This is a genomic window from Saccharomonospora amisosensis (assembly GCF_011761185.1).
GTDB lineage: Bacteria > Actinomycetota > Actinomycetes > Mycobacteriales > Pseudonocardiaceae > Saccharomonospora_A > Saccharomonospora_A amisosensis.
In genome coordinates this window covers 4278217-4300699 of record NZ_JAAOYM010000001.1, presented here as the reverse complement: position 1 = coordinate 4300699, position 22483 = coordinate 4278217, and the positions used below count along the sequence as shown (strand labels likewise).

Sequence of the window (22483 nt, the reverse complement as noted above, 5' to 3'; positions counted from 1 at the left end):
GGCCGCCCTGATGACGTGAAGCTTACTTGCTCACCTTTGTAGGGCCGCGGCGACGCGCAGTGCATATGGTTGGCCTGTGACTGAGCAAGAGACTTTTCGGATCCGGCTGAAGGTGCGGCACTACGAGCTGGACAGCCTTGGCCACGTCAACCACGCCGTGTACCACTCCTACGGCGAGGTCGCGCGACTGGAGCTGTTCGAGCAGGCGGGCGGTGGGCCTGGCCGCACACATGACGAGCGGCTGGCACCGGTGATGCTCGAATCACACATCAGCTTCCGTCGCGAGCTGCGGTCGGGCGAGGAAATCGATGTCACCTGCCGAGCCAAGTTCGGGGACGGCAAGACGTTCCGTATGGACTCCGGCATCTACAAGGCGGACGGCACGCTGTCGGCTGAGATCACCTGCACACTGGGCCTGATGGATCTCGATCGCCGCAAGCTCGTGACCGACCCGCGTGGTTGGTTCGAGCGAAGCGGCGTCGACATGAAACTGCTGTGCGGAGAATAGCGGGCGCCGAAAGTGAGAAACGCCGGCGACGAGGGCGTCTCCGCTCCTCATCGCCGGCGCGACCCGGTTTTTAGCTGATCACACGTCGTAGTACAGCGCGAACTCGTAGGGGTGCGGGCGCAGCCGCAGCGGGTCGATCTCGTTCTCACGCTTGAAGGCGATCCAGGTCTCGATCACGTCGGGCGTGAACACGCCGCCCTCCAGCAGGAAGTCGTGGTCGGCTTCCAGTGAGTCGAGGACGGAGCCGAGGTCGCCCGGCACCAGCTTGACGTTCTTGGCCTCCTCGGGCGGCAGCTCGTAGAGGTCCTTGTCGATGGGCTCCGGCGGCTCGATCTTGTTCTTGATGCCGTCCAGGCCCGCCATCATCATCGCCGCGAACGCCAGGTAGGGGTTGCCCGAGGAGTCGGGGCAGCGGAACTCGATCCGCTTGGCCTTGGCGTTGCTGCCGGTGATGGGGATGCGGACGCACGCGGACCTGTTGCGCTGCGAGTACACCAGGCTGACCGGCGCCTCGAATCCGGGGACGAGCCGGTGGTAGGAGTTCACCGTCGGATTCGTGAACGCGAGCAGGCTGGGAGCGTGGGCCAGGATGCCGCCGATGTAGTGGCGCGCCGTGTCCGAAAGGCCGGCGTATCCGGACTCGTCGTAGAACAGCGGTGCGCCGTCCTTCCACAGCGACTGGTGGCAGTGCATTCCCGAACCGTTGTCGCCGAACAGTGGCTTCGGCATGAACGTCGCGGTCTTTCCTGCGTCCCACGCGGTGTTCTTGACGATGTACTTGAACAGCTGCAGGTCGTCGGCGGCGTGCAGTAGCGTGTTGAACTTGTAGTTGATCTCGGCCTGCCCCGCCGTGCCGACCTCGTGGTGGGCGCGCTCGATCGTGAAGCCGGAGCCGGTCAGCTTGTTGACGATCTCGTCCCGCAGGTCGGCGTAATGGTCCACCGGCGGTACCGGGAAGTAACCGCCCTTGAACTTGGTCTTGTAACCGCGGTTGCCGCCTTCTTCCCTTGTCCCGGTGTTCCACCAGCCCTCGACCGAGTCGATCTCGTGGAAGGTGGCGTGTTCGGAGGAGTCGAAGCGCACCGAGTCGAAGACATAGAACTCCGCCTCCGGACCGAAGAAGACGGTGTCGGCGATGCCCGACTCGGTGATGTACTGCTCAGCCTTCCGCGCGATGTTGCGCGGGTCACGGCTGTACGGCTCCCGCGTGAACGGGTCGTGCACGAAGAAGTTCATCGACAGCGTCTTGTTCGTCCGGAACGGGTCGATACGCGCCGTGGCCGGATCCGGAAGCAGCAGCATGTCGGATTCGTGAATCGACTGGAAACCGCGCACAGACGAACCGTCGAAGGCCAGGCCTTCTTCGAAGGCGTCCGCGTCGAAAGCCTTGGCGGGGACGGTGAAGTGCTGCATGATCCCGGGCAGGTCGCAGAACCTCACATCGATGAATTGCACGTCCTCGTCCGCGATCAGACGCAGGACATCGTCTGCAGTAGTGGACACCCTCGGTGACTCCTTCGTGTTCGAGCTCGTGCGGCAGTAGTCTCTTTGGTTCACGCTAGGAGAGCGGTGTTGCCCGACCGTCACCCGTATGTTTCGCCGGTGTTAACGGCAGTGGCTGAAACCGGATGGTCGACCACCGCGGAGGCTACCGCTACCTGCGGTTTACCCTGGATGAGTGGCACGGTGGACGGGCGAGTGGCTCTCCTCACTCGGCGGCGCTAACGAGACAGCCGGCGGCAAACCATCGCGGTGGCCGGGTGAGCGGTTGGGGTTGCCCGAAAGCGGGCCTGGCTCGGTGGTGGGAGCGGGTCGCCGACTACTGGCGTTGCTGCTTGACCTGCTGTTGGCGTCCTTGCTGACGTCGCTGTTCGTACTGCCAGACTACTCGAACGTGGCAGTGATGCAGGAATACAACCTGTGGTCACTGGCCGTGTGGGCAGCGATCACCGTGTTACCGGTGACATTCTTCGGGACCACCCCCGGGATGGTGAGCCAGCGTGTTCGTGTCGCGAGGCTCGACGGCGGCAGTGTGGTGGGCCTTCCGCGCGCCGTGCTGCGCGCGGTCCTGACCTTCTTGATCATCCCGGCGGCCGTTCGCAACGAGGACGGTCGCGGCTGGCACGACCGGCTCACCGGTACGGTCGTGGTGCTCATGCGCTGAGGACCAGTCCGTCCCGAATCGGGCCATGCCGCAGGCCCTACCCCGGGAAGCGGGCGGGTATGGCGGGTCGCGGTGTGGTGTCAGCGGCGGCGGATGGTGCGCTGCACGTTGCGCATCTTGGCGCCTTGGGGCATCGGTCCCTTCGGCATGGCGGCACCGCGGTTGCCCAGCGCCGAGAGCTTGGCCTCGAGCGTGTCGACCTGGCGCGGTTTGAGGTTGCGAGGCAGCTTCATCATGTAGTTCTGCAAGCGGCGCAGCGACACCTGACCCTCGTCGTTGCCGATGATCACGTCGTAGATCGGGGTCTCACCGACCAGCCGCGCGATGCGCTTCTTCTCCTGCGAGATCAGTTGCTTCACCCGGTGTGGTGCGCCCTCGCCCACCAGAACGACACCGGGAGCTCCAAGCACCCGGTGGACGGCGTCGAGTTGAGTCGTGGCCGCCACGGTCTGTGTCACCCGCCACTTGCCGCGCATGTTGTCCAGTGCCCAGGCGGCTGCGCCCGGCTGGCCCTCCGCCTTGGCGAAGACCGTCTTCTGTACCCGGCGACCGAAGATGATCACGGCAGCGAGCACCCCGAACATCGCGCCGACTGGCAACAGCAGCCACTGGATGCCGAAAGGCAAACCGATGGCGAAGGCCGCGCCGGTCACAACGAGGAAAGACCCCAGCATCCACGGGATGAGGGCCTTGTCCTCCTTGCGCTGCATTTTGAACGCTTGGAAGAGCTGCCCGCGTCGCGCCTTGCTCGCCGCGCGCTTCTCCTTCTTGGCCTGCTTCGCGGCCTCTTTGTCCTGCTTTCCCGCCATAATGCATCAGGATACGGGCGACCATGCGGGTGCGGGCTTGTCGGTACCCTCTGCGAGGATGCCGCCGTGGGAAGTGGCGGCACGTCGAACCGTAGCCGGGGTCCACTCGACGGTCTGGACCCGGAACAGCGCGCCGCGGCGAGCGCGCCGAGGGGACCGGTATGCGTGCTAGCTGGGGCGGGCACGGGCAAGACCAGAACGATCACCCGGCGAATCGCCCACCTCGTGTGCAGTGGCCAGGTTTCCGCAGGCCAGGTGCTCGCCGTCACGTTCACGTCCCGTGCCGCGGGTGAGTTGCGTTCCCGGCTACGGCAGCTCGGTGTCGAGGGTGCCCAGGCACGCACGTTCCACGCCGCGGCACTGCGCCAGCTTCGGTACTTCTGGCCACGGATCGTCGGGGACCGGCAGTGGGACCTGCTCGACGGCAACAAGCTGCGCTTGGTGGCACTCGCGGCGACCAGGATGCGGCTGCCGACCGAGGCAGAACTGCTACGCGATCTCGCCGGCGAGATCGAATGGGCCAAGGCCTCACTGGTTGGGCCCGAGGATTACCCGTCCGTCGCGGCTAGGTCGCGTCGTGACCTTCCGTTGGGCGCGGAGGACATCGCGAGGCTGTACCGCACCTATGAGGCGGTCAAGAACGAACAGCAACTGCTCGACTTCGACGATCTGCTGTTGCACACCACAGCCGCACTCGAGGAGCACCCGGGGGTCGCCGAGGAATTCCGGGACCGGTACCGGTGCTTCGTCGTCGACGAGTACCAAGACATCACGCCCGCGCAGCAACGGCTGCTGGATGCGTGGCTAGGCAGCAGGGACGACCTCACCGTGGTCGGTGACGCCAACCAGACCATCTATTCCTTCGGCGGTGCGTCACCGCGCCCCCTGCTCGACTTCACCCGCCGCTTTCCCGAAGCCACGGTGGTGCGGCTGGAACGCGACTACCGCTCCACGCCGCAGGTAGTGGCGCTTGCGAACCGGGTGATCAGTTCCGCGCGGGGCCGTCCCGCCGGTTCCCGACTGGAACTGGTCGGGCAGCGCAGGGACGGTCCGCAGCCACGATTCGCGGAGTACGAGGACGAGCAGGCGGAAGCGGCCGCTGTCGCCAGCAGGATCAAGGAACTGCTCGAAGCAGGCGTACCCGCCAGCGAGATCGCGGTGCTGTTCCGCGTGAACGCGCAGTCCGAGGCTTACGAGCAGGCACTGTCCGACGCGGCAATCCCGTACCTGGTCCGTGGCGGCGAGCGGTTCTTCGCTCGCCCCGAGGTGCGCCAGGCTGTGGCCGCGCTGCGCAAGGCGGCCTCTGCCCACGTCGACCAGGAAGCCGAACTCGTCACCTTGGTGCGGCGCGTCCTCACGCGCGTCGGGCTTACCGACCGGCCTCCCGCGGGTGGTGCCGCCAAGGAGAAGTGGGACGCGTTGCTCGCGCTCGTGGAGTTGGCCGAGGAACTGGGCACGGCCAAGGACAGTGCCACGCTCACCGATTTCCTCGCTGAACTCGATCAGCGCGCCGCCGCTCAGCACCCACCGACCGTGGACGGCGTCACGTTGGCGTCACTGCACGCGGCCAAGGGCCTGGAGTGGGACGCGGTCTTTCTGGTCGGCCTGGCCGAAGGCACGCTGCCGATCCAACACGCGGACGCCAACCCGGACGCGATCGAGGAGGAACGCAGACTCTTCTACGTCGGCATCACGCGCGCGAGGGAACACCTGTCGCTGTCCTGGGCGCTGTCGCGTGCCCCAGGGCGCAGGGCCAACCGAAGGCGTAGCCGTTTCCTCCACGGAGTGCTCCCTCAGGAGTTCACCGTTGGGAATCGAAACGGTTCCGGGCGCCGCAACGCGGCACTGAAGGCGCGCTGCCGCCTGTGCGACCGGCCGCTGGTGGGGACCATGGAGGTCAAGCTGGGGCGTTGCGGCAGTTGCCCATCGGAGGTCGACGAGGGCCTGCTGGCCCGACTGAAGGATTGGAGGGCGCGGCGGGCACGGGAACTCAACGTTCCCGCATTCGTCGTCTTCACCGACGCGACGCTGCTCGCCATAGCCGAGCAGCGCCCTACCGACGATCGCGGGCTCGTGTCGATCTCCGGAATCGGGGCCACCAAGCTCGACAGGTTCGGTGCGGACGTGCTTGCCGTGGTCAGGGAGTGCGACGGTCGGTAGCGTTCCGCTCGCTATGAGCGCCGGTAGCAGCTGCTGCTGAGGCGATCCACTACCCCCGAAGGGGGAAGTTGGAAAAATCAGTTGCCCCTCGATGTCCAGCCGCAATAGCCTGCAGTCACTGGGTGGAAGATCCGCAACTTGTCGGTCGCCAAGGTGACGACCGTGCGGACAGCGAAAGGAGGTGCCGTGCGATGAAGCTGTTTGAAACGAATGGCCTCGGCGGCACCGCGCTGTCTCGGACCGCTGGAACGGTCGTCACCGCCTGCCCCCGTAACGAGATCTCCTGGGCAGGCAGGCGTCATGACACCGTGGCATTCCGTGCTCGCCACGCGGGTGCCGCCGACGTCGCCGAGGTCATGTCCCCGGAGTTCCTCCTGGTGGCCGTCGATCTGCCGACCAAGAAGCAGCCCTGGGTTCCGTTGTGCCCAAGTGAGAGATCGCCCTGACAGCAATACCGTCAAGGACAGGCTCACGAAGGCCGCGGAACCGCATCGGGTCCGCGGCCTTCGTGCTGTTTCGGGCAGATGTGGCTTGACAGAAACCCTTACACACAAAGGAGAACAGGAATGTCATCGGCAACCGCCTTCGCGTCAGAGGAGGCGTTAACCGAGTGGACGGCCGGCGCCGGAGTCGCGGAGTTGTTCGACGCGGTGTCGGAGCCGGAGCTGCGCCTGCCGTGCCGCTCGGGAGAGGCGGACCTGTGGTTCGCCGAAGCCCCAGCGGACTTGGAGCGAGCGAAGCACCTTTGCGGTGGCTGCCCAGTGCGGGCGTCCTGCCTTGCCGGCGCTCTCGCTCGGCGCGAGCCGTGGGGCGTTTGGGGTGGCGAGATATTCGAACGAGGTGCGGTTGTGGCGAGAAAGCGACCGCGGGGACGTCCCCGCAAGAACCCGATCGAGCCCGTCAGCGCAGGACAGCGGAGCGCGGCATGAGCACGCACACCGTTGATCGGCGAAGGGCACCGCAGGTGTGGTCGGGGGCCGAGTTCGTTCGGCCGCGTACCACCCGATACCGGAAGCGGGAGTTTTCCCAGGTGTTGCTGAACGAAGAACTGGCCAGAGCGCGAATACGCGACTGGCTGCAAGCCGCGGAAGGTCAGCGCGACGCACGCGTCGCCCGTGCCGCGTCGCGGTGGGAACGGTTGGCCCGCTGGGCTTCCGGGCGCTCGCGACGACTGTCCCGGTAACCGGCGGCGGGGGTGGGAAGCGGACCTGGAGTCGGCTTCCCACCAGCTTCCCACCCTGGCATCGCGCATCGCCGTGTTGAATGGTCGCATGCCAGGTCACACCCATGACGATGTCGACTGGGCCGGTCGGCTCACCGCGTTGCGACGACTCGACGATCTCGAACGAGATGCGCTCGTCGAGGTCGCGCGGCGATTGACCGACGGGTTGCCTCATCGCCCAACTGTGGTCGACGTCGGTTGCGGCGCGGGCGGAATGAGCCTCGCGCTGGCCGACGCCTTGCGCCGAAGCGGAGGTGGAACCCTGATCCTTGTGGACGCTGTCGACGAGGTGCTGGCGGCGGCATCCCACACCGTCGCTGCCGCAGGCGACTCGACGGTGCGCGTGGAAACCGTGCTGGCCGATGTCGGTACTGACCAGGTGCGCGAGGCGGTTACCGAGGCTGATCTGATCTGGGCGGCGTCGGTCCTGCATCATCTTCCCGATCAGCAGGCCGGGGTGAACCGTCTTGCCGGTGCGCTTGCGCCGGGTGGTCTGCTGGCCGTCGCGGAAGGTGGCCTGGCGCCTCGATGCTTGCCGTGGGATATCGGGATCGGCCGACCCGGTCTTGAGGAACGCTTGAACGGCGCACGCGAATCATGGTTCGAAGGTTTGCGCGCCGGCATGCCAGGTGTAACGCGGATGCCGTACGGCTGGCCTTCGGCCGTGCGCCGTGCTGGACTGTCGGACCTTCGCTCCTTCAGCTACCTGGTGGACCACCCCGCTCCAGCCGACAAGACGGTGCTCGAGTTCGCGCTCGATCGGTTCGCGTGGTACCTGGAAATCGCGACCGACCACATCAGCGAGGAGGATCGTGAAGCGGTGCGGCGCCTGCTCGATCCCGACTCACCCGACTACCTCGGTCAGCGCGACGACGTGTACCTCCTAGGGGCGAGGACTGTTCACACCGGGCGGCGAGCGTGACCTCGCCTTCGTGCGATCTGCGGCGCGAACCAGGACTGGTGCCGACATCGCTCGTCGGGCGACCTGGGTTCGCGACACCGCGGAAGGCCGACCCGCTGGCCGTGCCCGTCTTGCGCTCGGACCCAGGTGCGCGAAATTGAGGGCAAGCTCCCATGCGAGCAGCGGGGAGTTCATGCCGCTTCCCCTGGCACAGCGCAGCGTACGGCGGGCCGGGCGCGTGTTGCCGCAGCGCGGAACGCACTGACCAACTCCCTGACCACCGCGTTGCCGTTCGTGCGAAGTGACTCCGGAGAACTACGCACAACCACAACACCCGCGGCCGTCAGCGACAGCCCGCCGACTCGGTCGCGGCCCCGTCCATCGGCCTGCTCGTGGAACTGCCAACCCATTCCGATCTCGTCCCACCACGCGTCGGCGGTACCGATCGGGCGCCCCGCGCGGTCGTACACAGTCGCCTCCCAGCGGGGTGGTGGCAGCGGCGATCGGTTGAGGAGTTGGCGCGCCAGTCCCTGGACGTAGTTGTGCCTGGTCCGGGCGATCAACCGCAGTTGCTCGCGGGCAGCCGCGGTGCCGCGCTGGTTGCCTGCATCGACTTCGGCCCGCAGTTGTTCCAGGGTGCACATGCCGTAGTAGATGGGCAGCGTCAACAGTTCCCGCAGCCGTTCCGGTTCGTGCTGTCTTCGGGCCGCATCAAGCGCGGCTCGTTCCGGCGGTGCGAACGGCAGCCCGTTGACGAACACCGGGTCCGGCCGCCTGGCTGTTCGCTCCAGCAGCAGGAACTCCGGTGGTGACAGTCTGCGCCAGGTCGGGATGAGCGCGTGCACCGCGCGAGGCTTGGGTAGGTCGAGACCCTGGGCGCAGAGCGCGTCGTGCCCGGTGATGACGCATTCCTTGCCGAGGTATGTCGCGGCCGCGTGTAGCAGCTGCCTTCTTGTCGGTTCGCCCGGGGCGAGCATGACGACGCCGGGCGCCAAGCGTCGCCAGGGCCCGCCCGGGCGGCAGCGTCTCGCGATGGTTTGGTCCAGCACTCCGCGGGCTCGCAGTGCGGAAACCGCGACGATGCTGTTGACGGGGGGTTGCGCGGCCTTCGCCGCGTTGATCGTGAAGGTCATGGCCACAGCGTGACCGTGGTTGCCTGGCTCGGGTAGTGGCTGTTGTGAAGCTGTGGACAGCTTCGCCCGGGATTGGCACATTCGTGCATTCCCGACGCCCCGCTGTGGACAGGTCGGGTCTCAGTCGGCGAAGCCGGGCTGCCAACGTTCGACAATGGACCGCAGGGCCAGCTCAGCGTCGAGTTGGCAAAGAATGCCGATGGCACCCACGGTCACGCGATGGATCAGCAGCCAGTGCGGTGGCAGGTTGAGTGACCGACCGGTGTGGAAGTCCTGACCGCGCGTGTCGCCCATCCGTAGAGCCTGTTTCTGGGCCCACCGGCGAGTGAAGTGGAACCGCTCCTCGGTCAGCGGAGTGATCAAGGGAAGGAGGTAGTTATGGACGTCTGCCGGGTCGAGTTCGGTGTCGGGGCGCACGAATCCCTCTGAGCTGAGTACCTCGAACAGCTCTTCCGAGCGTGCGTCGAGGGCCAGTCGCATGATCATCCCGAGTGCGGGCGGCGCGCCGTGCGGCAACCTCGCGACAGCCCCGAAATCGATGACGCCGAGCCTGCCGTCGTCGAGCAGCATGAAGTTGCCGGGGTGCGGGTCGGAGTGCAGTAGGTGGGCCCGGGCAGGCGAGGAGTAGTGGAACTCCGCGAGTAGCCGACCGGCCTCGTTGCGCTGTGTGGTCGTACCGTCCTTGATGATGTTGGCGTAGGGGGTGCCGCTGATCCATTCCGTCACGATGACCTTCGGCGCGCTGGCGACGACCTTGGGCACGACGATCTGCTCGTCGCCGTCGAAGGCCTTGGCGAAACGCCGCTGGCTGTCGGCCTCGGTGCGGTAGTCCAGTTCCTCGTCCATCCGGTCTGCGAGCTCCGCGAGCAGTGGCTTGATCTCCGTGCCTGGTACCAACGCCTGGAACAACCGGCTGAACCGTTGTAGTTGACGCAGGTCGCTGCGCAGGGCCTCATCGGCACCCGGGTATTGGACCTTGACCGCCACCTCGCGGCCGTCGTGCCAGACAGCACGATGGACCTGGCCGATGCTCGCTGCGGCACTGGGCTGATCGGAGAACTCCGCGAACCGCTGGCTCCACGACCGCCCAAGCTGTTCGGCGAGGACCCGATGTGTCTGTCGTGCGGACATGGGCGGAGCGGCAGCCTGCAGCTTCGTCAGGGCCTCTCGGTAGGGGGCGGCGAGCTCGTCGGGTACGGCCGCTTCGAACACGCTCAACGCCTGCCCGAACTTCATGGCACCGCCCTTGAGCGTCCCGAGGACCTCGAAGAGCTGCTCGGCCGCCTTCGCGGACAGCGCGGCGTTCACCTCTTCCGCGCTCTGCCCTGTCAGCCGCCTGCCCCAGCCGCCGACGGCACGACCGGCGATACCCAACGGGAGACTGGCGAGCTTGGCCGTGCGCGCGGCGGCGCGACGTGGAATCGCGGTCTCAACCGCCTCGTCGGTGGAATCGCGGAAGTCCGTCACGCAAGCGATTCTGCCTTGCGGATCAACCTGTGCGCACTCATTCGAGGTGGAAATCGCTATGCCATCGTGGACGCCTGATCACGCTTAGTCATCAGCCATTTGCCCACGTTGCGGCGACGGAACGGCAATCACCTGGCTGAGCTACCCAACGTGTTGCGCTGAGGCGTGAGCGACGGCCGAGGGGCGCCGCAGGAGCAGTGGGGATGCGGAGGCCATTCGCGTCGCAGCACGGTACCGGCGTAGCAGTCGAGCTCTAGTGTCCCGTTCCAGGTCGGAGGGGGAGTGTCTTCCGGACACAGGAAGCGCAGCACCTGCCCGGCGGCGAGCGCGGCGGTCCCGTAGACGCCGCTGAGTTCGGCACGCTGGTAGTGGCCTGCCAGTTGGCCTGCCACGCGAGGCCAGCAGGAATCGAGCGCGGTCCGATGCAGGTCGGCGCAGCGCAGGCAACTGCTTCTCCCCGGCAGGACGAGCGGGCCCACGATGCCGATGCCGTCTCGAACGCGTACCGGGAAATGTGCGAGTCCGTCCGCGGAGAGCCTGGTGATCAACTCGGGTGCGGGCACGACGGCATCGGTGACGATCACAAGGTCAGGTCGCCGGTTGCCGCGCAGCCGAGTTGTACGCGTGGCCGAGCTCGCTCTTCGGACGACACTGGTGAGTGCGTGGCGCCTGGGCGACCCGACATCCCCGTCGAGGAGTCCGGAGCCGAGGTCGTGACGGGTGACCGTGCCTTCGGCATGGGCATCGATGTGGCCGACGCCCGCGGCGGCCAGCAAGGTTGCCACGGCCGCCGCCAGCCGGCCGCCACCGTGCACCAGCACCGCGGACTGTGCTCGCCGTGCAGCCGTGTCGCGGCGTCTCATGCCGAGTCCGGCCGACCACAGTTCCGGTTCCTGCTCGCACTCCTGTGGGCCGTCGGCGGAGTCGGCCTCCTCGACCAGCCCCCGCTCGGCAAGGCCGGTGAGCAGGTCGCGAAGGCGCTCGGCGTGTTCGTCCCTTGCGAGTGCGAGGAGTGAGGCCGTGGTGCGCCGCCCGTCGAGCCCGCGCAAGATGTCCATGAGAATCGGGGGCAGGTTGGGAGCCACGACAGCGTGCCGGGGGTCAAGGCCGATCTGGAGTTCGTCGGATCTCCGCTCGCACACGGCCAGGCCGGGGAGCAGTCGCGGACGGTGCGGCAGCGTCACATTCTGTAGCGGTCGTCTCATGCGCACAGAGTGACTGGTGATCGCTGTCGGTGCACCTCCATATGGGCCGCTTATCCACAGGTGAAAGGTATCTGTGGACAACTAGGGGGATGTGATGTTGTGGCCATCCTCGATGTCGGTCCGTGGCTTTACGGTGGACACGTGGCCGAAGCACGGGTTCCCTCACTGAGGAATCGGGACAAGACCAAGCGGAAGTCTTCCGTCCCCGAACAGAAGGTCGAAGTTCGGCGAAGCGCACGTCGCCGCCGTACTGTCACCGCGTACCGAGACGGCGACACGCTTGTGGTGCTCATCCCCGCCACAATGAGCCAGGCGGAGGAAGCACACTGGGTCGCCGAGATGCAGCGCAAGCTGCAGCGCACCGAGAGCAGACGCGCTTCGCCTGCTCGGGCGTCGGATGAGGCGCTGCTGATGCGATGCGCCCAGCTGTCCAGGCGCTACCTCGACGGCACGGCACAGCCCGCGAGCGTGCGGTGGGTGCCCCCGATGCGGACACGCTGGGCTTCGTGCACCCCGGCGGACCGCACCATCCGCGTGAGCGAGCGGCTGCGAGATGTGCCGTCGTGGGTGCTCGACTACGTGCTCGTACATGAACTCGCCCACCTGCGGGTCGCGGAGCACAACGCCAAGTTCTGGGCGCTGGTGCGGCGCTACCCGAAGACCGAACGGGCGATCGGCTACCTGGAGGGGCTGTCCGCGGCCGAGGGCCTTGGCATCTCGAACCTCGACGAGGACTAGTGAGGCTTCACCGGTCCTTGCCGGTGTCCTCGCCGGGTTCGTCGCCCTCCGATTTGTCGGACCTGGCCTCCTTGGCTTGCCGGTCCTTGGCTTGTTGGTCCTCGGCTTGCTGGGTGCGTTCGAGTTCGGCCATCGGATCGAGCTCGCCTGCCTCACCGGCGCGGCCGACCCGCTCGGCGAAGTCCATCGGGTCGTCCAGGTCCTCGGAGGTGGGAAGCAGGTCGGGATGTGACCAGACCTTGTCCCTGGCGTCCATGCCGTGCTGGTCTCCGACGAGCTTCCACAACGCCGACGCCGCGCGCATGCGGCGAGGCCGCAGTTCCAGACCCACCAGCGTGGCGAAGGTCTGCTCGGCGGGACCGCCGGTCGCCCGTCGCCTGCGCAGCGTTTCCCGCAGCGCGTCGGCGCCAGGAAGGCGCTCACCCACGGCCTCGGCGACCACCACGTCGACCCAGCCCTCAACCAGCGCCAGCAACGTCTCAAGCCTGCCCAGCGCGGCCTGTTGCTCCGGGGTCGTCTTCGGCTCGAGCAACCCCGACGACATCATCTGCTCGATGCTTGCGGGGTTGCTCGGGTCCACCTGCCCCGCGAGCTGTTCGAGCGCTGAGGTGTCCACGGTGATGCCGTGCGCGAATTCCTCCACCGTGGCCAGCAGGCGTTGGCGCAGCCACGGTACGTGAGCGAACAGTCGCTGATGCGCGGCCTCACGTGCCGAAAGGAAGACCAGGACCTCGCTGCTGGGCCGTTCGAGGCCCTCGGTGAACTTCTCGATGTTGGAAGGCAGCAGCGCGGAGGTGGCAGGCGGCCCGAGCGGTAGGCCGACATCGGTCGATGTCAGCACCTCCGACGCCAGCTCGGCGAGCGCGTTGCCCAGCTGCGAGCCGAACGCCATCCCACCCATCTGGCCGACCATCGACAGCAGCGGCCCGGCGGCTTGCTTGGCTTCCTCCGGCAGCGCCTGCATCCACGCGCTGGAGACCTGCTTGGCTACCGGGTCGCATAGCCGCTGCCAGGTCGGCAGCGTCTTGTCCACCCAGTCCCTCGAGCTCCAGGCCACCGTGGTGGTGGCGCCCGCAGGCAGGATCGTGGCTTCGTCCAGCCACAGCTCGGCGAGGTGTGCCGCGTCACGTACGGCGTCCTCGCCCGACCTGTCGCCGACGAACCCCATCTTCGACTCGCCGCCGAGGCGTTGCAGCGCGATCTGTTTGGCAAGGTCGTAGTTCACCGGGCCGGTGGAGCTGCCTGCCTGGCTGAGCATCTGCCCCAGTTGACTGAGCATCTGCCCCAGTTGCTGGAACGCGTCGGCGCCCGAACCAGGCTGGTCGCCCGAGCCGCCTGGATCGTTCTCACGACGCTTGTCGGGGTCGGGAAGTCCGAAGCCGAACGGTAGGTTGCTCATATCACCACCGTACGCGGATGAGTATTCGCCCAGCCTCCCCATTGACAAGGTGACGTGCCTGTGTTCGCGGTCGGCGATGGCAGGCTGGTCCGCGCGGCCGATCCCGCACCGTGACCTGACATCACTCGCCGTACGCTGTGCGTGTGAGTGAGTCCCGTGGCAAGCAACCAGCACCAGCAGCCACGCAGGTGAGCCCACCGCCCGGTGCGGCAGGCGAACCAACCGGCGACGGTGGGTCCGGCCGTTCGCGGTTGCGGCTCAGCAGACGTGGTTGGACCCTCGCGTTCAGCGCGGTGTTGGTGGTGGTGTTCGCGATGCTGGGCGCGTTCGTTCGCGTTCCCTACGTCGCGCTCGGCCCGGGACCCACCTACGACACGCTCGGTGCGGTCAACGGGGAACAGGTGGTGTCGGTCGAGGGCCAGCGCACCTACCCGACCGGCGGCGAGTTGCGGATGACCACGGTGTCGCTCAACGACGACGTGACATTGTTCGGGGCGTTGGGGCTGTGGGTGAGCGGGAGGTTCGCGATCGCTCCCCGCGAGGAGTACTTCCAGCCCGGCGAGTCCGACGAGGAGGTCAGACGGCAGAACATCCAGCAGTTCCGCGACTCGCAGAGCAACGCGGAGGTGGCGGCTCTGCGCAGGCTGGGTTACCCGGTGAAGGTCGTGGTGAAGGAGGTCGTGTCGGGTAGCCCCGCCGACGACGTGCTTTCTCCCGGTGACGAGGTCGTCGCTGTCGACGGTCGCCGTATCGCCAACGAGGACGACGTGATAGCCGCGTTGAAGGGCACGCGGCCCGGGCAGACCATCTCACTCACGTTCCGGCACGACGGGCAGCCCGCACGCACCGAGTCCGTGAGGCTGGCGAGGCATCCGGAAGGCACCCAGGGATTCGTCGGTTTCCAGCCGATCGACAGAGCGGACGTGCCGTTCGACGTGGACATCGCCCTTGAGGACGTCGGGGGGCCGTCCGCAGGGTTGATGTTCGCCCTGGCGATCGTCGATCGGATGACTCCCGGAAAGCTCGTGGGGGGAGAACACGTCGCGGGCACGGGGGAGATCAGCGAGAAGGGCCAGGTCGGCGCCATCGGCGGGATCTCCTTCAAGCTGGTCGCCGCGAAGGAGGCCGGAGCCACCGCGTTCCTCGTGCCGGAGGGAAACTGTGCGGAGGCCTCAGCACAGGCCCCCGACGGCCTTCGACTGATCAAGGTGTCGGACCTGGACGGAGCCGTACGGGCGCTCGAGAACCTGGACGCGGGCAGGCCGGTCCCGTCCTGCTGAACGACGCTCACCTTCGATGCGGCGACACCCGGGTAGCCGCGCCGCGGGGTCAGGGCTGGAGGGTGGCTCGCAGTGCGTCAACGAGGTTGGGGGCCAACTCGGGATGCTCGATGATCTCGTCGACGTTGCCAGGCTGCTGGTCGGGATCGCTGACCTCGCCTGGGTCGTGGATTCCACGAAGGCGCATCACGCACGCGGCGGTGCCGTCGCGTAGCACGGCCGCGACGAGCCGGGCCTCGGTGCGGCTCGGGTGGTCGGCGGCGGCCTGGCGCAGCCGGGCCAGGTCACCTGCGTCCGAACCCTCGTCGACTTCCGGCAACTCCGCCTCGGCAGCGGGAGGCAGCACGATGATCTCCTGTGCGAGGGCACAGCCGCTCACCGCTTCTGGCCAGGCGATGCGTGCCAGCGCCTCGGCGAGGTCACCTTCGGGTAGCGAGTCCTGTGCCACCGGCGTCAGCGCGCTGTTCTGATCGAGTTGCCCGGCCAGTTCCGGCTGCTGACGCAGCAGGTCAGCGGTGGAAACCAGGGCGAACAGCTGCGGTTGCTGGTCCCACCCGCCGGACGCGACGAATTCCTCGACCTCGCGGGCCAGCGCCGCTACGCTCGCGGAACCTGCCTGGTGCTCGCTCTCCGTCATGGTCCTATCGTGGCAGGTGCGGCCCCGCGGTCCGCGAGCGCCCGGTTTGGGGTGTTTCGGGAACTCGGAGCACCCACCGTAAAGTTAGGTAGTCAGGGGTGTTCGCTACGTCGGCGCCCCGGAACGTCAATCTCGACCACGGGAGTGTGCGTAGTGGCCACCCGGCCCCCTGTCAGCCTGCCGAAGCTTTCTCGGCGCGCTCGCGTCCTGCTCATCCTCGCGGCCGCCATCATCCTGCTCCTACTACTCGGCGCCAGGCTGCTGGACACCTATGTCGACTGGCTGTGGTTCGGCGAGGTGGGCGCGCGCGAGGTGTTCAGCACCGTGCTGCTCACCCGTGTCGTGTTGTTCTTGGTGACCGGGATCCTCGTCGGCGGCACGCTCGCCCTCAGCTTGTGGATCGCCTACCGCACCAGGCCGGTGTTCGTGCCGGTCTCGGGAGCGGACGACCCGCTGGCCCGCTACCGCTCCCTCGTGGTCGCAAGGACCCGCCTGTTCGGCATCGGGATTCCGGTGGTCGCCGGGCTGATCGCGGGTGCTTCCGGGCAAGGCGACTGGCAGATCATCCAGCTTTACCTGAACGGGACGAGCTTCAACCGCACCGATCCGCAGTTCGGACACGACATCGGCTTCTACGTCTTCCAGCTGCCGTTCTACGGCTGGCTGCTGGGCTGGTTGTTCGTCGCGATCGTGGTGGCGTTCATAGGTGCACTGCTGGCGCACTACCTGTTCGGCGGCATCCGGCTGGCAGGACGTGGCGGTCAGATCTCGGGCCCTGCCAGGGTCCAGCTTTCGGTGCTGATCGGGGTCTTCGTGCTGTTCAAGGCCGCGGAGTACTTCCTGGACCGCTACGACCTGCTGCTTTCGGGGCGAAACGAGCCGCTGTTCACCGGTGCCACGTACACCGACCTGAACGCGGTGCTGCCCGCGAAGCTCATCCTGCTCTCGATCTCCATCCTGTGCGCCATCGCGTTCTTCGTCGGTGCGTTCCTGCGCAACATCCAACTGCCCGCGATCGCGCTCGTGCTGCTGATCCTTTCGGGAATCATCATCGGCGTGGCCTGGCCTGCCGTGCTCGAGCAGTTCTCCGTGCGTCCCAACGCCAACGAGAAGGAAGCCGAGTCGATCAGCCGGAACATGGAGGCCACCCGCCTTGCCTACGGGCTCGATGATGTCCAGTACCAGGACTACAGCGGCGCCTCGGAGGCTTCTCCCGCGGAGGTCAGGAACGAGCAAGGCACGATTCCGAACATCCGGTTGCTCGACCCGAACGTGCTGAGCCCCACCTTCACCCAGCGCGTCGGTCGCGAGAACTTCTACGGCTTCCCCGACAAGCTCGACATCGATCGGTACACGGTGGACGGCGAGCGGCAGGCCTACATCGTCGCGGCGAAGGAGATCAACACCAACGGCCTGCGGGAGAACCAGCAGACGTGGATCAACCGGCATCTGGTCTACACCCACGGCAACGGCTTCGTCGCCGCGCCCGCGAACACGATCGACCGGGCTCTGGAAGACGCCAACAGCGACGGCGGCTACCCGCTGGCGCGTACCAGCGACACGCAGAACCCGCAGGGTGCAGGGATCAAGGTCGAAGAGCCGAGGGTTTACTTCGGTGAGTTGGCGACCGACTACGCGATCGTGGGTGGTCAGGAGGGTCAGGCCCCCGGCGAGTACGACACGGCGACCGACCGCAGCTACCTCTACAACGGCAGGGGCGGTGTGCCGATCGACAACTGGCTCAACAGGCTTGTGTTCGCCGCCCAGTACGGGGAGCGCAACATTCTGTTCTCCGACGCGATCAGCGACGGCTCCAAGATCATGTACAACCGCGATCCGAGGGACCGCGTCGAGAAGATCGCACCGTGGCTCACGGTCGACGGCGACCCTTACCCCGCGGTGATCGACGGCAGGATCAAGTGGATCGTCGACGGCTACACGACGCTGAACAACTACCCCTACGCGCAGCGCACTTCACTGGGTACGGCGACGCAGGACTCGCTCACCGGGGTGGCCCGGCAGGAGGACAACCGGATCAACTACATCCGCAACTCCGTCAAGGCCACGGTCGACGCGTTCGACGGCACGGTGACGTTGTACTCGATGGACGACAACGAGCCCGTGCTGAAGGCGTGGAGGAACGTGTTCCCCGGCATCGTGAAGCCGAGTTCGGAGGTCACTCCCGAGCTGCGTGAGCACTTCCGGTATCCGGAGGACATCTTCAAGGTGCAGCGGGAGCTGCTCACCAAGTACCACGTGCGCAACCCCCAGGAGTTCTACTCCACGCAGACGTTCTGGAACGTCCCGCAGGACCCGACGCAGGAAGGCGGACTCGACCCCAACTCCGACACGGCGAAGCAACCCGCCTACTACCTGCTTGCGCAGGCGCCGGGACAGAACGACCCGAGGTTCCAGCTCACCAGCGCGCTGACACCACTGGCGCGGCAGTATCTGGCCGCGTGGGCCACGGTGTCGTCCGATCCGGAGGACTACGGCAGGATCACGGTGCTGCGGCTGCCGACAGGAGGCGGCCAGCAGCTCGAGGGCCCTGTGCAGGTGCAGAACGCCTTCCAGAGCAACCCGAAGTTCACGCAGGACAGGACCCTGCTGGGTAACCAGAGCGTGGACATCATCTACGGCAACCTGCTGACACTGCCGGTCGCCGGTGGGTTCCTCTACGTGGAGCCGGTCTACATCCAGCAGCGCAACGCGCAGAGCTATCCCCAGCTGGCGCGGGTGCTCGTGTCGTTCGGCGGGCGCATCGGTGTGGCATCGACCTTGAACGGTGCGCTGGACGAGGTGTTCGGTGAGGGCAGCGGCGACGCGGCGACCGGGCCCGCCCAGGGCGGCACTCCGGAGCAGCCGGAGGAGACGTCACCGCCACCCACCCAGCAGCAACAACTGCCCGACAGTGGAGGCGCCAACCCCGAGCTCGACCAGGCTGTGGCCGACATTCAGACGGCGCTGGAGAAGCTCAGGGCGGCCCAGCGGTCCGGTGACTTCAACGCGCAGGGTGAGGCGCTGGCCGAGTTGGACGCGGCCGCGCAACGCTACGAGCAGGCCCAGAATGCCGGCGGCGGCTGACGGATGATGATCATGTGAGGTGTCGGGCACCCACTTTGCGCCAGGGCGAGACCGTGGCGTAAGGTGGGTGTCACCGCGAAGAGATCACAGCGATCTTCTCTCGGGAACCTCGAACCGACCCCCCTGTTTGGGGGTCACGGGGATGAGGTAGACTAAGAATCACACGGCGCGGGGTGGAGCAGCTCGGTAGCTCGCTGGGCTCATAACCCAGAGGTCGCAGGTTCGAATCCTGTCCCCGCTACCACGTAAAAGCAAAAGAGCCCGAATCTCCGGATTCGGGCTCTTTTGCGTGGTCAGAGGCCTGTCCGCACTCTGAGACGGCGGTTCCACAGTGGACGATTCCTTGACCACTGTGGACAGATGCGCGAAGACGTGGCACGGTAGAGGCGTGTCCGATTTGAACGCAACTGCAGCAGCACTGCTTGGTTTGCTACACGACGGTCCCGCTACCGGTGGCGAGCTCGTCGCGGCGGCTGAGGAACGGTTCGGCACGTTCTTCAGCGTCACGAGGAGCCAGGTTTACCGGGAGCTGCCCGCGCTGCACAAGGAAGGCTACGTGCGGCTCGGCAAGCAGGGGCCTCGGTCCAGCCAGCAGTACGTCATCACGGCAGCCGGGAAGAAAGCCTTCAAGGGGTGGCTGACCAGCGACTCCGGACCCGACCACCTGCGCAGCCCGCTCATCCTGCGGGTGGTCAACGCCGGGGTGTTGACACCCAAACAACGGGCCAATCTCTTCGACGCCGCCAAGGAGACCTACAGCGCGGAGCTGAACGACGCCAGGGCCGCGGTCAGGGCCGCAGCCGATCCCGCCGAGAAGGCGGTGGCCGAGTTCGGACAGGCGCATGCAAGGGCGGCGCTGAAGCTGGTGGACGCCCTCTCGTCGAGTTGACCGGTGATCGGTGCGGCCGCTGACAGCGGCCGCACGATTTACCGTAAACTTGAGGGTTGTGAGTGCTGACTTCGAAGCCGCCCTGAGGGACCTCAGCGGGAAGCTGTCCCAGGTCGAGGCCGTCATGGACCTGGATTCGCTGCGCAAGGAGGTCGCGGAGCTGGAGGAGGAGGCCGCGCGGCCGAATCTGTGGGACGACCCTGAGGCCGCGCAGCGGGTCACCAGTCAGCTCTCCTACCGGCAGGCGGAGTTACGCCGCGTAACCGACATGCGGCAGCGCGTCGACGACCTCGGTGTCCTGTACGAGCTCGCGGTCGCGGAGGGCGACGAGGCCAGCCGTTCCGAGGCAGAGGCCGAGCTGTCCCAACTCACCAAGGACGTGGACGCCCTCGAGGTGCGCACTCTGCTTTCCGGCGAGTACGACGAGCGTAACGCCGTGGTCACGATCCGTTCCGAGGCGGGCGGTGTCGACGCGGCCGACTGGGCCGAGATGCTGTTGCGGATGTACCTGCGCTGGGCGGAACGGCACGGGTACCCGACCGAGGTCTACGACATCTCCTATGCGGAGGAAGCGGGTATCCGGTCCGCGACCTTTAAGGTCAGCGGCCCCTACATCTACGGCACCCTCTCCGTCGAGCAGGGAACCCACCGGCTCGTGCGGATCTCCCCGTTCGACAACCAGAGCAGGCGCCAGACGTCGTTCGCGCACGTCGAGGTACTGCCCGAGGTGGCGGAGGTCGACCACGTCGACGTCCCGGAGAAGGACATTCGCGTGGACGTGTACCGCTCCTCCGGCCCTGGTGGCCAGAGCGTCAACACCACCGACTCGGCCGTGCGCATCACACACTTGCCGACGGGCATCGTCGTGTCCTGCCAGAACGAGAAGTCGCAACTGCAGAACAAGGCGGCGGCCATGAAGGTCCTGCAGGCCAAGCTGCTGCAGCGCAAGAAGGAAGAGGAGCGCGCCGAGATGGACGCGCTACGCGACGGCGGTTCGAGCTGGGGCAATCAGATGCGTTCCTACGTGCTGCACCCTTACCAACTGGTCAAGGATCTACGCACCGACTACGAGGTCGGTAACCCTTCGGCCGTGCTCGACGGCGAGCTCGACGGCTTCCTCGACGCAGGCATCCGGTGGCGCAAGCAGCAGGCCGACGCCGCGTGACGCAGAGTAGGCAACCAGGGCTTCACTCCGCAACGGGGTAGGATGGCCCACCGTGATCCGGCTCGATAGCGTTTCCAAGGTCTACAAGACCTCCTCGCGCCCCGCATTGGACGGCGTGTCGGTCGACGTGGACAAGGGTGAGTTCGTCTTCCTCATCGGCCCCTCCGGCTCAGGGAAGTCGACGTTCCTCCGGCTGCTTCTGCGGGAGGAGGTGCCCAGCAGAGGTCGGGTGATGGTGTCGAACTTCGACGTGGCCAAGATGCCTCGGCGCAAGATCCCCCGCTTGCGCCAGACGATCGGCTGCGTGTTCCAGGACTTCCGGCTGCTCACGAACAAGACCGTCGCCGAGAACGTGGCGTTCGCGCTCGAGGTCATCGGCAAGCCGAAGCGGACCATCGCCAAGGTGGTGCCCGAGGTGCTGGAACTGGTGGGCCTCGAAGGCAAGTCCGATCGCATGCCCAACGAGCTCTCCGGTGGAGAGCAGCAGCGGGTGGCGATCGCGCGAGCCTTCGTGAACCGGCCGCTGGTGTTGCTGGCCGACGAGCCCACCGGGAACCTCGACCCCGACACCAGCCAGGACATCATGCTGCTGCTCGAGCGCATCAACCGCACGGGCACCACGGTGTTGATGGCCACGCACGACCACTCCATCGTCGACTCAATGCGTCGCCGCGTCGTCGAACTCGACTTCGGCAGAGTCATCCGAGACGACCGGCGAGGGGTGTACGGCGTCGGTCGCTGATCCCCCGCAGCGCCGCCCCACCCCCAGCTACCCCCGCCCCGATATCCCCGACCCAAGGAATGCGTCCCCCCGATGCGCGCCAGCTTCGTGTTCAGCGAGGTCATCACCGGTCTTCGCCGGAACGTGACGATGACCATCGCCATGATCCTCACTACCGCCATCTCGCTCGGCATGCTCGGCGGTGGCCTGCTGTTCGTCCGCACGATCGACAAGATGAAGGTGAGCTACCTCGACGACGTCGAGGTCACCGTCTATCTCACCGAGGACATCAGCGCAGGCGACAAGCAGTGCTCCGCCGACCCATGCGCGTCGCTACGACAGTCGCTGGAGACCAACCAGGCCGTAGAGTCGGTCGTTTACGAGAACCGTGACGAGGCGTACGAGCGGTTCAAGCGCATCTTCGAGGGCCAGCCCGAACTGGTCGAGCTGGCGAGGCCGGAAGCGCTGCCTGCCTCGTTGCACGTCAAGCTGTTCGATCCGCAGCGTAGTGACGTGGTGGTGCAGGAGTACAACGGTCAGCCCGGCGTGGCCAAGGTCGACGACCAGAACAAGTTCCTCGATCGCTTCTTCAGCCTGCTCAACGCGGGCCGGAACGGCACGTTCATCGTGGCTCTCATCGCGGCACTGGCGGCGGTGCTGTTGATCGCCAACACGATCCAGGTGTCCGCCTACACCAGGCGTACCGAGGTGGGGATCATGCGCCTGGTCGGCGCCACCCGCTGGTATACCCAGTTGCCCTTCCTGCTGGAGGCGGTGGTCGCGGGCGTACTGGGCGCGTTGATCGGGGTGACCGGCCTCGTCACGCTGAAGTACCTGGTGCTGGACAAGATCCTCGCGGCAACGGGAGGGGCGATCCCGAAGATAGAACTGATCGACGTCCTGTTCCCGGTGGCTCCGATCCTGATCGGCGTATCGGTACTGATCTCGGCGTTCACTGGCTACATAACGCTGCGGCTCTACGTTCGCCACTAGCGCTACAG

21 protein-coding genes and 1 tRNA gene are annotated in these 22483 nt (G+C 66.6%); 15 read left to right on the top strand and 7 right to left on the bottom strand.

Annotated elements, in window-relative coordinates; all coding sequences use genetic code 11:
• Positions 1 to 76 precede the first annotated feature (76 nt).
• The gene (locus FHU38_RS20895) at positions 77 to 508 is read left to right on the top strand and encodes an acyl-CoA thioesterase (protein ID WP_167174037.1); all 432 of its coding nucleotides are present in this window, start codon (positions 77 to 79) and stop codon (positions 506 to 508) included.
• A gap of 78 nt (positions 509 to 586) precedes the next feature.
• Here FHU38_RS20895 and glnA read toward each other — a convergent pair whose 3' ends face one another.
• The gene (gene glnA / locus FHU38_RS20890) at positions 587 to 2011 is read right to left on the bottom strand and encodes a type I glutamate--ammonia ligase (RefSeq protein ID WP_167174034.1); all 1425 of its coding nucleotides are present in this window, start codon (positions 2009 to 2011) and stop codon (positions 587 to 589) included.
• Between the two features lie 175 nt (positions 2012 to 2186).
• On the opposite strand from glnA, the gene FHU38_RS20885 reads away from it, so the two are divergent.
• Positions 2187 to 2672: an RDD family protein gene (locus tag FHU38_RS20885; RefSeq protein WP_167174031.1), complete on the top strand. Its 486-nt coding sequence runs from the start codon at positions 2187 to 2189 to the stop codon at positions 2670 to 2672.
• 80 nt (positions 2673 to 2752) lie between these two features.
• On the opposite strand, the gene FHU38_RS20880 is transcribed toward FHU38_RS20885, so the two are convergent.
• Positions 2753 to 3481, bottom strand: a complete 729-nt coding sequence (locus FHU38_RS20880) for a DUF4191 domain-containing protein (RefSeq protein WP_167174028.1) — start codon at positions 3479 to 3481, stop codon at positions 2753 to 2755.
• A 66-nt stretch (positions 3482 to 3547) separates the two neighbouring features.
• Between FHU38_RS20880 and FHU38_RS20875 the strand changes: the two genes are divergently transcribed.
• The 5 genes from FHU38_RS20875 (at position 3548) to FHU38_RS20855 (ending at position 7785) form a co-directional block, all read left to right on the top strand.
• The gene (locus FHU38_RS20875) at positions 3548 to 5641 is read left to right on the top strand and encodes an ATP-dependent DNA helicase UvrD2 (protein ID WP_167174025.1); all 2094 of its coding nucleotides are present in this window, start codon (positions 3548 to 3550) and stop codon (positions 5639 to 5641) included.
• Positions 5642 to 5832: 191 nt separating this feature from the next.
• Entirely contained in the window at positions 5833 to 6087 is a 255-nt protein-coding gene (locus tag FHU38_RS20870; protein ID WP_167174022.1) for a hypothetical protein, read from the top strand.
• A gap of 120 nt (positions 6088 to 6207) precedes the next feature.
• Positions 6208 to 6570 (top strand): WhiB family transcriptional regulator, encoded by a 363-nt coding sequence (locus tag FHU38_RS20865; RefSeq protein WP_243852306.1) that lies wholly within the window; start codon positions 6208 to 6210, stop codon positions 6568 to 6570.
• On the top strand, positions 6567 to 6824 hold the full coding sequence (locus tag FHU38_RS20860) for a hypothetical protein (RefSeq protein WP_167174019.1): 258 nt from the start codon (positions 6567 to 6569) through the stop codon (positions 6822 to 6824). Before FHU38_RS20865 ends, FHU38_RS20860 begins: the two co-directional genes overlap by 4 nt.
• A gap of 88 nt (positions 6825 to 6912) precedes the next feature.
• Entirely contained in the window at positions 6913 to 7785 is an 873-nt protein-coding gene (locus tag FHU38_RS20855; protein WP_167174016.1) for a class I SAM-dependent methyltransferase, read from the top strand.
• A 170-nt stretch (positions 7786 to 7955) separates the two neighbouring features.
• Here FHU38_RS20855 and FHU38_RS20850 read toward each other — a convergent pair whose 3' ends face one another.
• The 3 genes from FHU38_RS20850 to FHU38_RS20840 form a co-directional block, all read right to left on the bottom strand.
• Positions 7956 to 8897, bottom strand: coding sequence for a hypothetical protein (locus tag FHU38_RS20850; RefSeq protein ID WP_167174013.1), 942 nt, complete (start codon positions 8895 to 8897; stop codon positions 7956 to 7958).
• A gap of 120 nt (positions 8898 to 9017) precedes the next feature.
• A complete protein-coding gene (locus FHU38_RS20845) occupies positions 9018 to 10364 on the bottom strand; it encodes an ABC1 kinase family protein (protein WP_167174010.1) in 1347 nt (448 codons plus the stop codon).
• A gap of 128 nt (positions 10365 to 10492) precedes the next feature.
• Positions 10493 to 11569, bottom strand: a complete 1077-nt coding sequence (locus FHU38_RS20840; RefSeq protein ID WP_167174007.1) for a hypothetical protein — start codon at positions 11567 to 11569, stop codon at positions 10493 to 10495.
• 165 nt (positions 11570 to 11734) lie between these two features.
• On the opposite strand from FHU38_RS20840, the gene FHU38_RS20835 reads away from it, so the two are divergent.
• Complete coding sequence (locus FHU38_RS20835; protein ID WP_167176365.1) at positions 11735 to 12307, top strand: M48 metallopeptidase family protein; 573 nt, start codon at positions 11735 to 11737, stop codon at positions 12305 to 12307.
• Between the two features lie 7 nt (positions 12308 to 12314).
• On the opposite strand, the gene FHU38_RS20830 is transcribed toward FHU38_RS20835, so the two are convergent.
• Complete coding sequence (locus FHU38_RS20830; protein WP_167174002.1) at positions 12315 to 13706, bottom strand: zinc-dependent metalloprotease; 1392 nt, start codon at positions 13704 to 13706, stop codon at positions 12315 to 12317.
• A 143-nt stretch (positions 13707 to 13849) separates the two neighbouring features.
• On the opposite strand from FHU38_RS20830, the gene FHU38_RS20825 reads away from it, so the two are divergent.
• Complete coding sequence (locus FHU38_RS20825) at positions 13850 to 14986, top strand: YlbL family protein (RefSeq protein WP_167173999.1); 1137 nt, start codon at positions 13850 to 13852, stop codon at positions 14984 to 14986.
• A gap of 49 nt (positions 14987 to 15035) precedes the next feature.
• On the opposite strand, the gene FHU38_RS20820 is transcribed toward FHU38_RS20825, so the two are convergent.
• A complete protein-coding gene (locus FHU38_RS20820) occupies positions 15036 to 15623 on the bottom strand; it encodes a PPA1309 family protein (RefSeq protein WP_167173996.1) in 588 nt (195 codons plus the stop codon).
• Positions 15624 to 15776: 153 nt separating this feature from the next.
• Between FHU38_RS20820 and FHU38_RS20815 the strand changes: the two genes are divergently transcribed.
• The 6 genes from FHU38_RS20815 to ftsX all read left to right on the top strand — a co-directional run bounded on the left by FHU38_RS20815 (position 15777) and on the right by ftsX (position 22475).
• Positions 15777 to 18707: a UPF0182 family protein gene (locus FHU38_RS20815; protein WP_167173992.1), complete on the top strand. Its 2931-nt coding sequence runs from the start codon at positions 15777 to 15779 to the stop codon at positions 18705 to 18707.
• Positions 18708 to 18874: 167 nt separating this feature from the next.
• Positions 18875 to 18951 (top strand) — tRNA-Met (locus tag FHU38_RS20810).
• A gap of 144 nt (positions 18952 to 19095) precedes the next feature.
• Positions 19096 to 19596 (top strand): PadR family transcriptional regulator, encoded by a 501-nt coding sequence (locus FHU38_RS20805; protein ID WP_313886844.1) that lies wholly within the window; start codon positions 19096 to 19098, stop codon positions 19594 to 19596.
• Positions 19597 to 19654: 58 nt separating this feature from the next.
• Positions 19655 to 20761, top strand: a complete 1107-nt coding sequence (prfB, locus tag FHU38_RS20800) for a peptide chain release factor 2 (protein ID WP_167173989.1) — start codon at positions 19655 to 19657, stop codon at positions 20759 to 20761.
• A 52-nt stretch (positions 20762 to 20813) separates the two neighbouring features.
• A complete protein-coding gene (gene ftsE, locus FHU38_RS20795) occupies positions 20814 to 21503 on the top strand; it encodes a cell division ATP-binding protein FtsE (protein WP_167173986.1) in 690 nt (229 codons plus the stop codon).
• A gap of 72 nt (positions 21504 to 21575) precedes the next feature.
• A complete protein-coding gene (gene ftsX / locus FHU38_RS20790) occupies positions 21576 to 22475 on the top strand; it encodes a permease-like cell division protein FtsX (protein WP_167173983.1) in 900 nt (299 codons plus the stop codon).
• The last annotated feature ends 8 nt before the right edge of the window (positions 22476 to 22483 follow it).

Bases quoted from the DNA above. Each gene is read 5' to 3' on its own strand.
- FHU38_RS20870 (WP_167174022.1), top strand. From the start codon at position 5,833: ATGAAGCTGTTTGAAACGAATGGCCTCGGCGGCACCGCGCTGTCTCGG.
- FHU38_RS20820 (WP_167173996.1), bottom strand. From the start codon at position 15,623: ATGACGGAGAGCGAGCACCAGGCAGGTTCCGCGAGCGTAGCGGCGCTG.
- FHU38_RS20880 (WP_167174028.1), bottom strand. From the start codon at position 3,481: ATGGCGGGAAAGCAGGACAAAGAGGCCGCGAAGCAGGCCAAGAAGGAG.
- FHU38_RS20855 (WP_167174016.1), top strand. From the start codon at position 6,913: ATGCCAGGTCACACCCATGACGATGTCGACTGGGCCGGTCGGCTCACC.
- FHU38_RS20860 (WP_167174019.1), top strand. From the start codon at position 6,567: ATGAGCACGCACACCGTTGATCGGCGAAGGGCACCGCAGGTGTGGTCG.
- ftsX (WP_167173983.1), top strand. From the start codon at position 21,576: ATGCGCGCCAGCTTCGTGTTCAGCGAGGTCATCACCGGTCTTCGCCGG.
- FHU38_RS20840 (WP_167174007.1), bottom strand. From the start codon at position 11,569: ATGAGACGACCGCTACAGAATGTGACGCTGCCGCACCGTCCGCGACTG.
- FHU38_RS20850 (WP_167174013.1), bottom strand. From the start codon at position 8,897: ATGACCTTCACGATCAACGCGGCGAAGGCCGCGCAACCCCCCGTCAAC.
- FHU38_RS20830 (WP_167174002.1), bottom strand. From the start codon at position 13,706: ATGAGCAACCTACCGTTCGGCTTCGGACTTCCCGACCCCGACAAGCGT.
- FHU38_RS20865 (WP_243852306.1), top strand. From the start codon at position 6,208: ATGTCATCGGCAACCGCCTTCGCGTCAGAGGAGGCGTTAACCGAGTGG.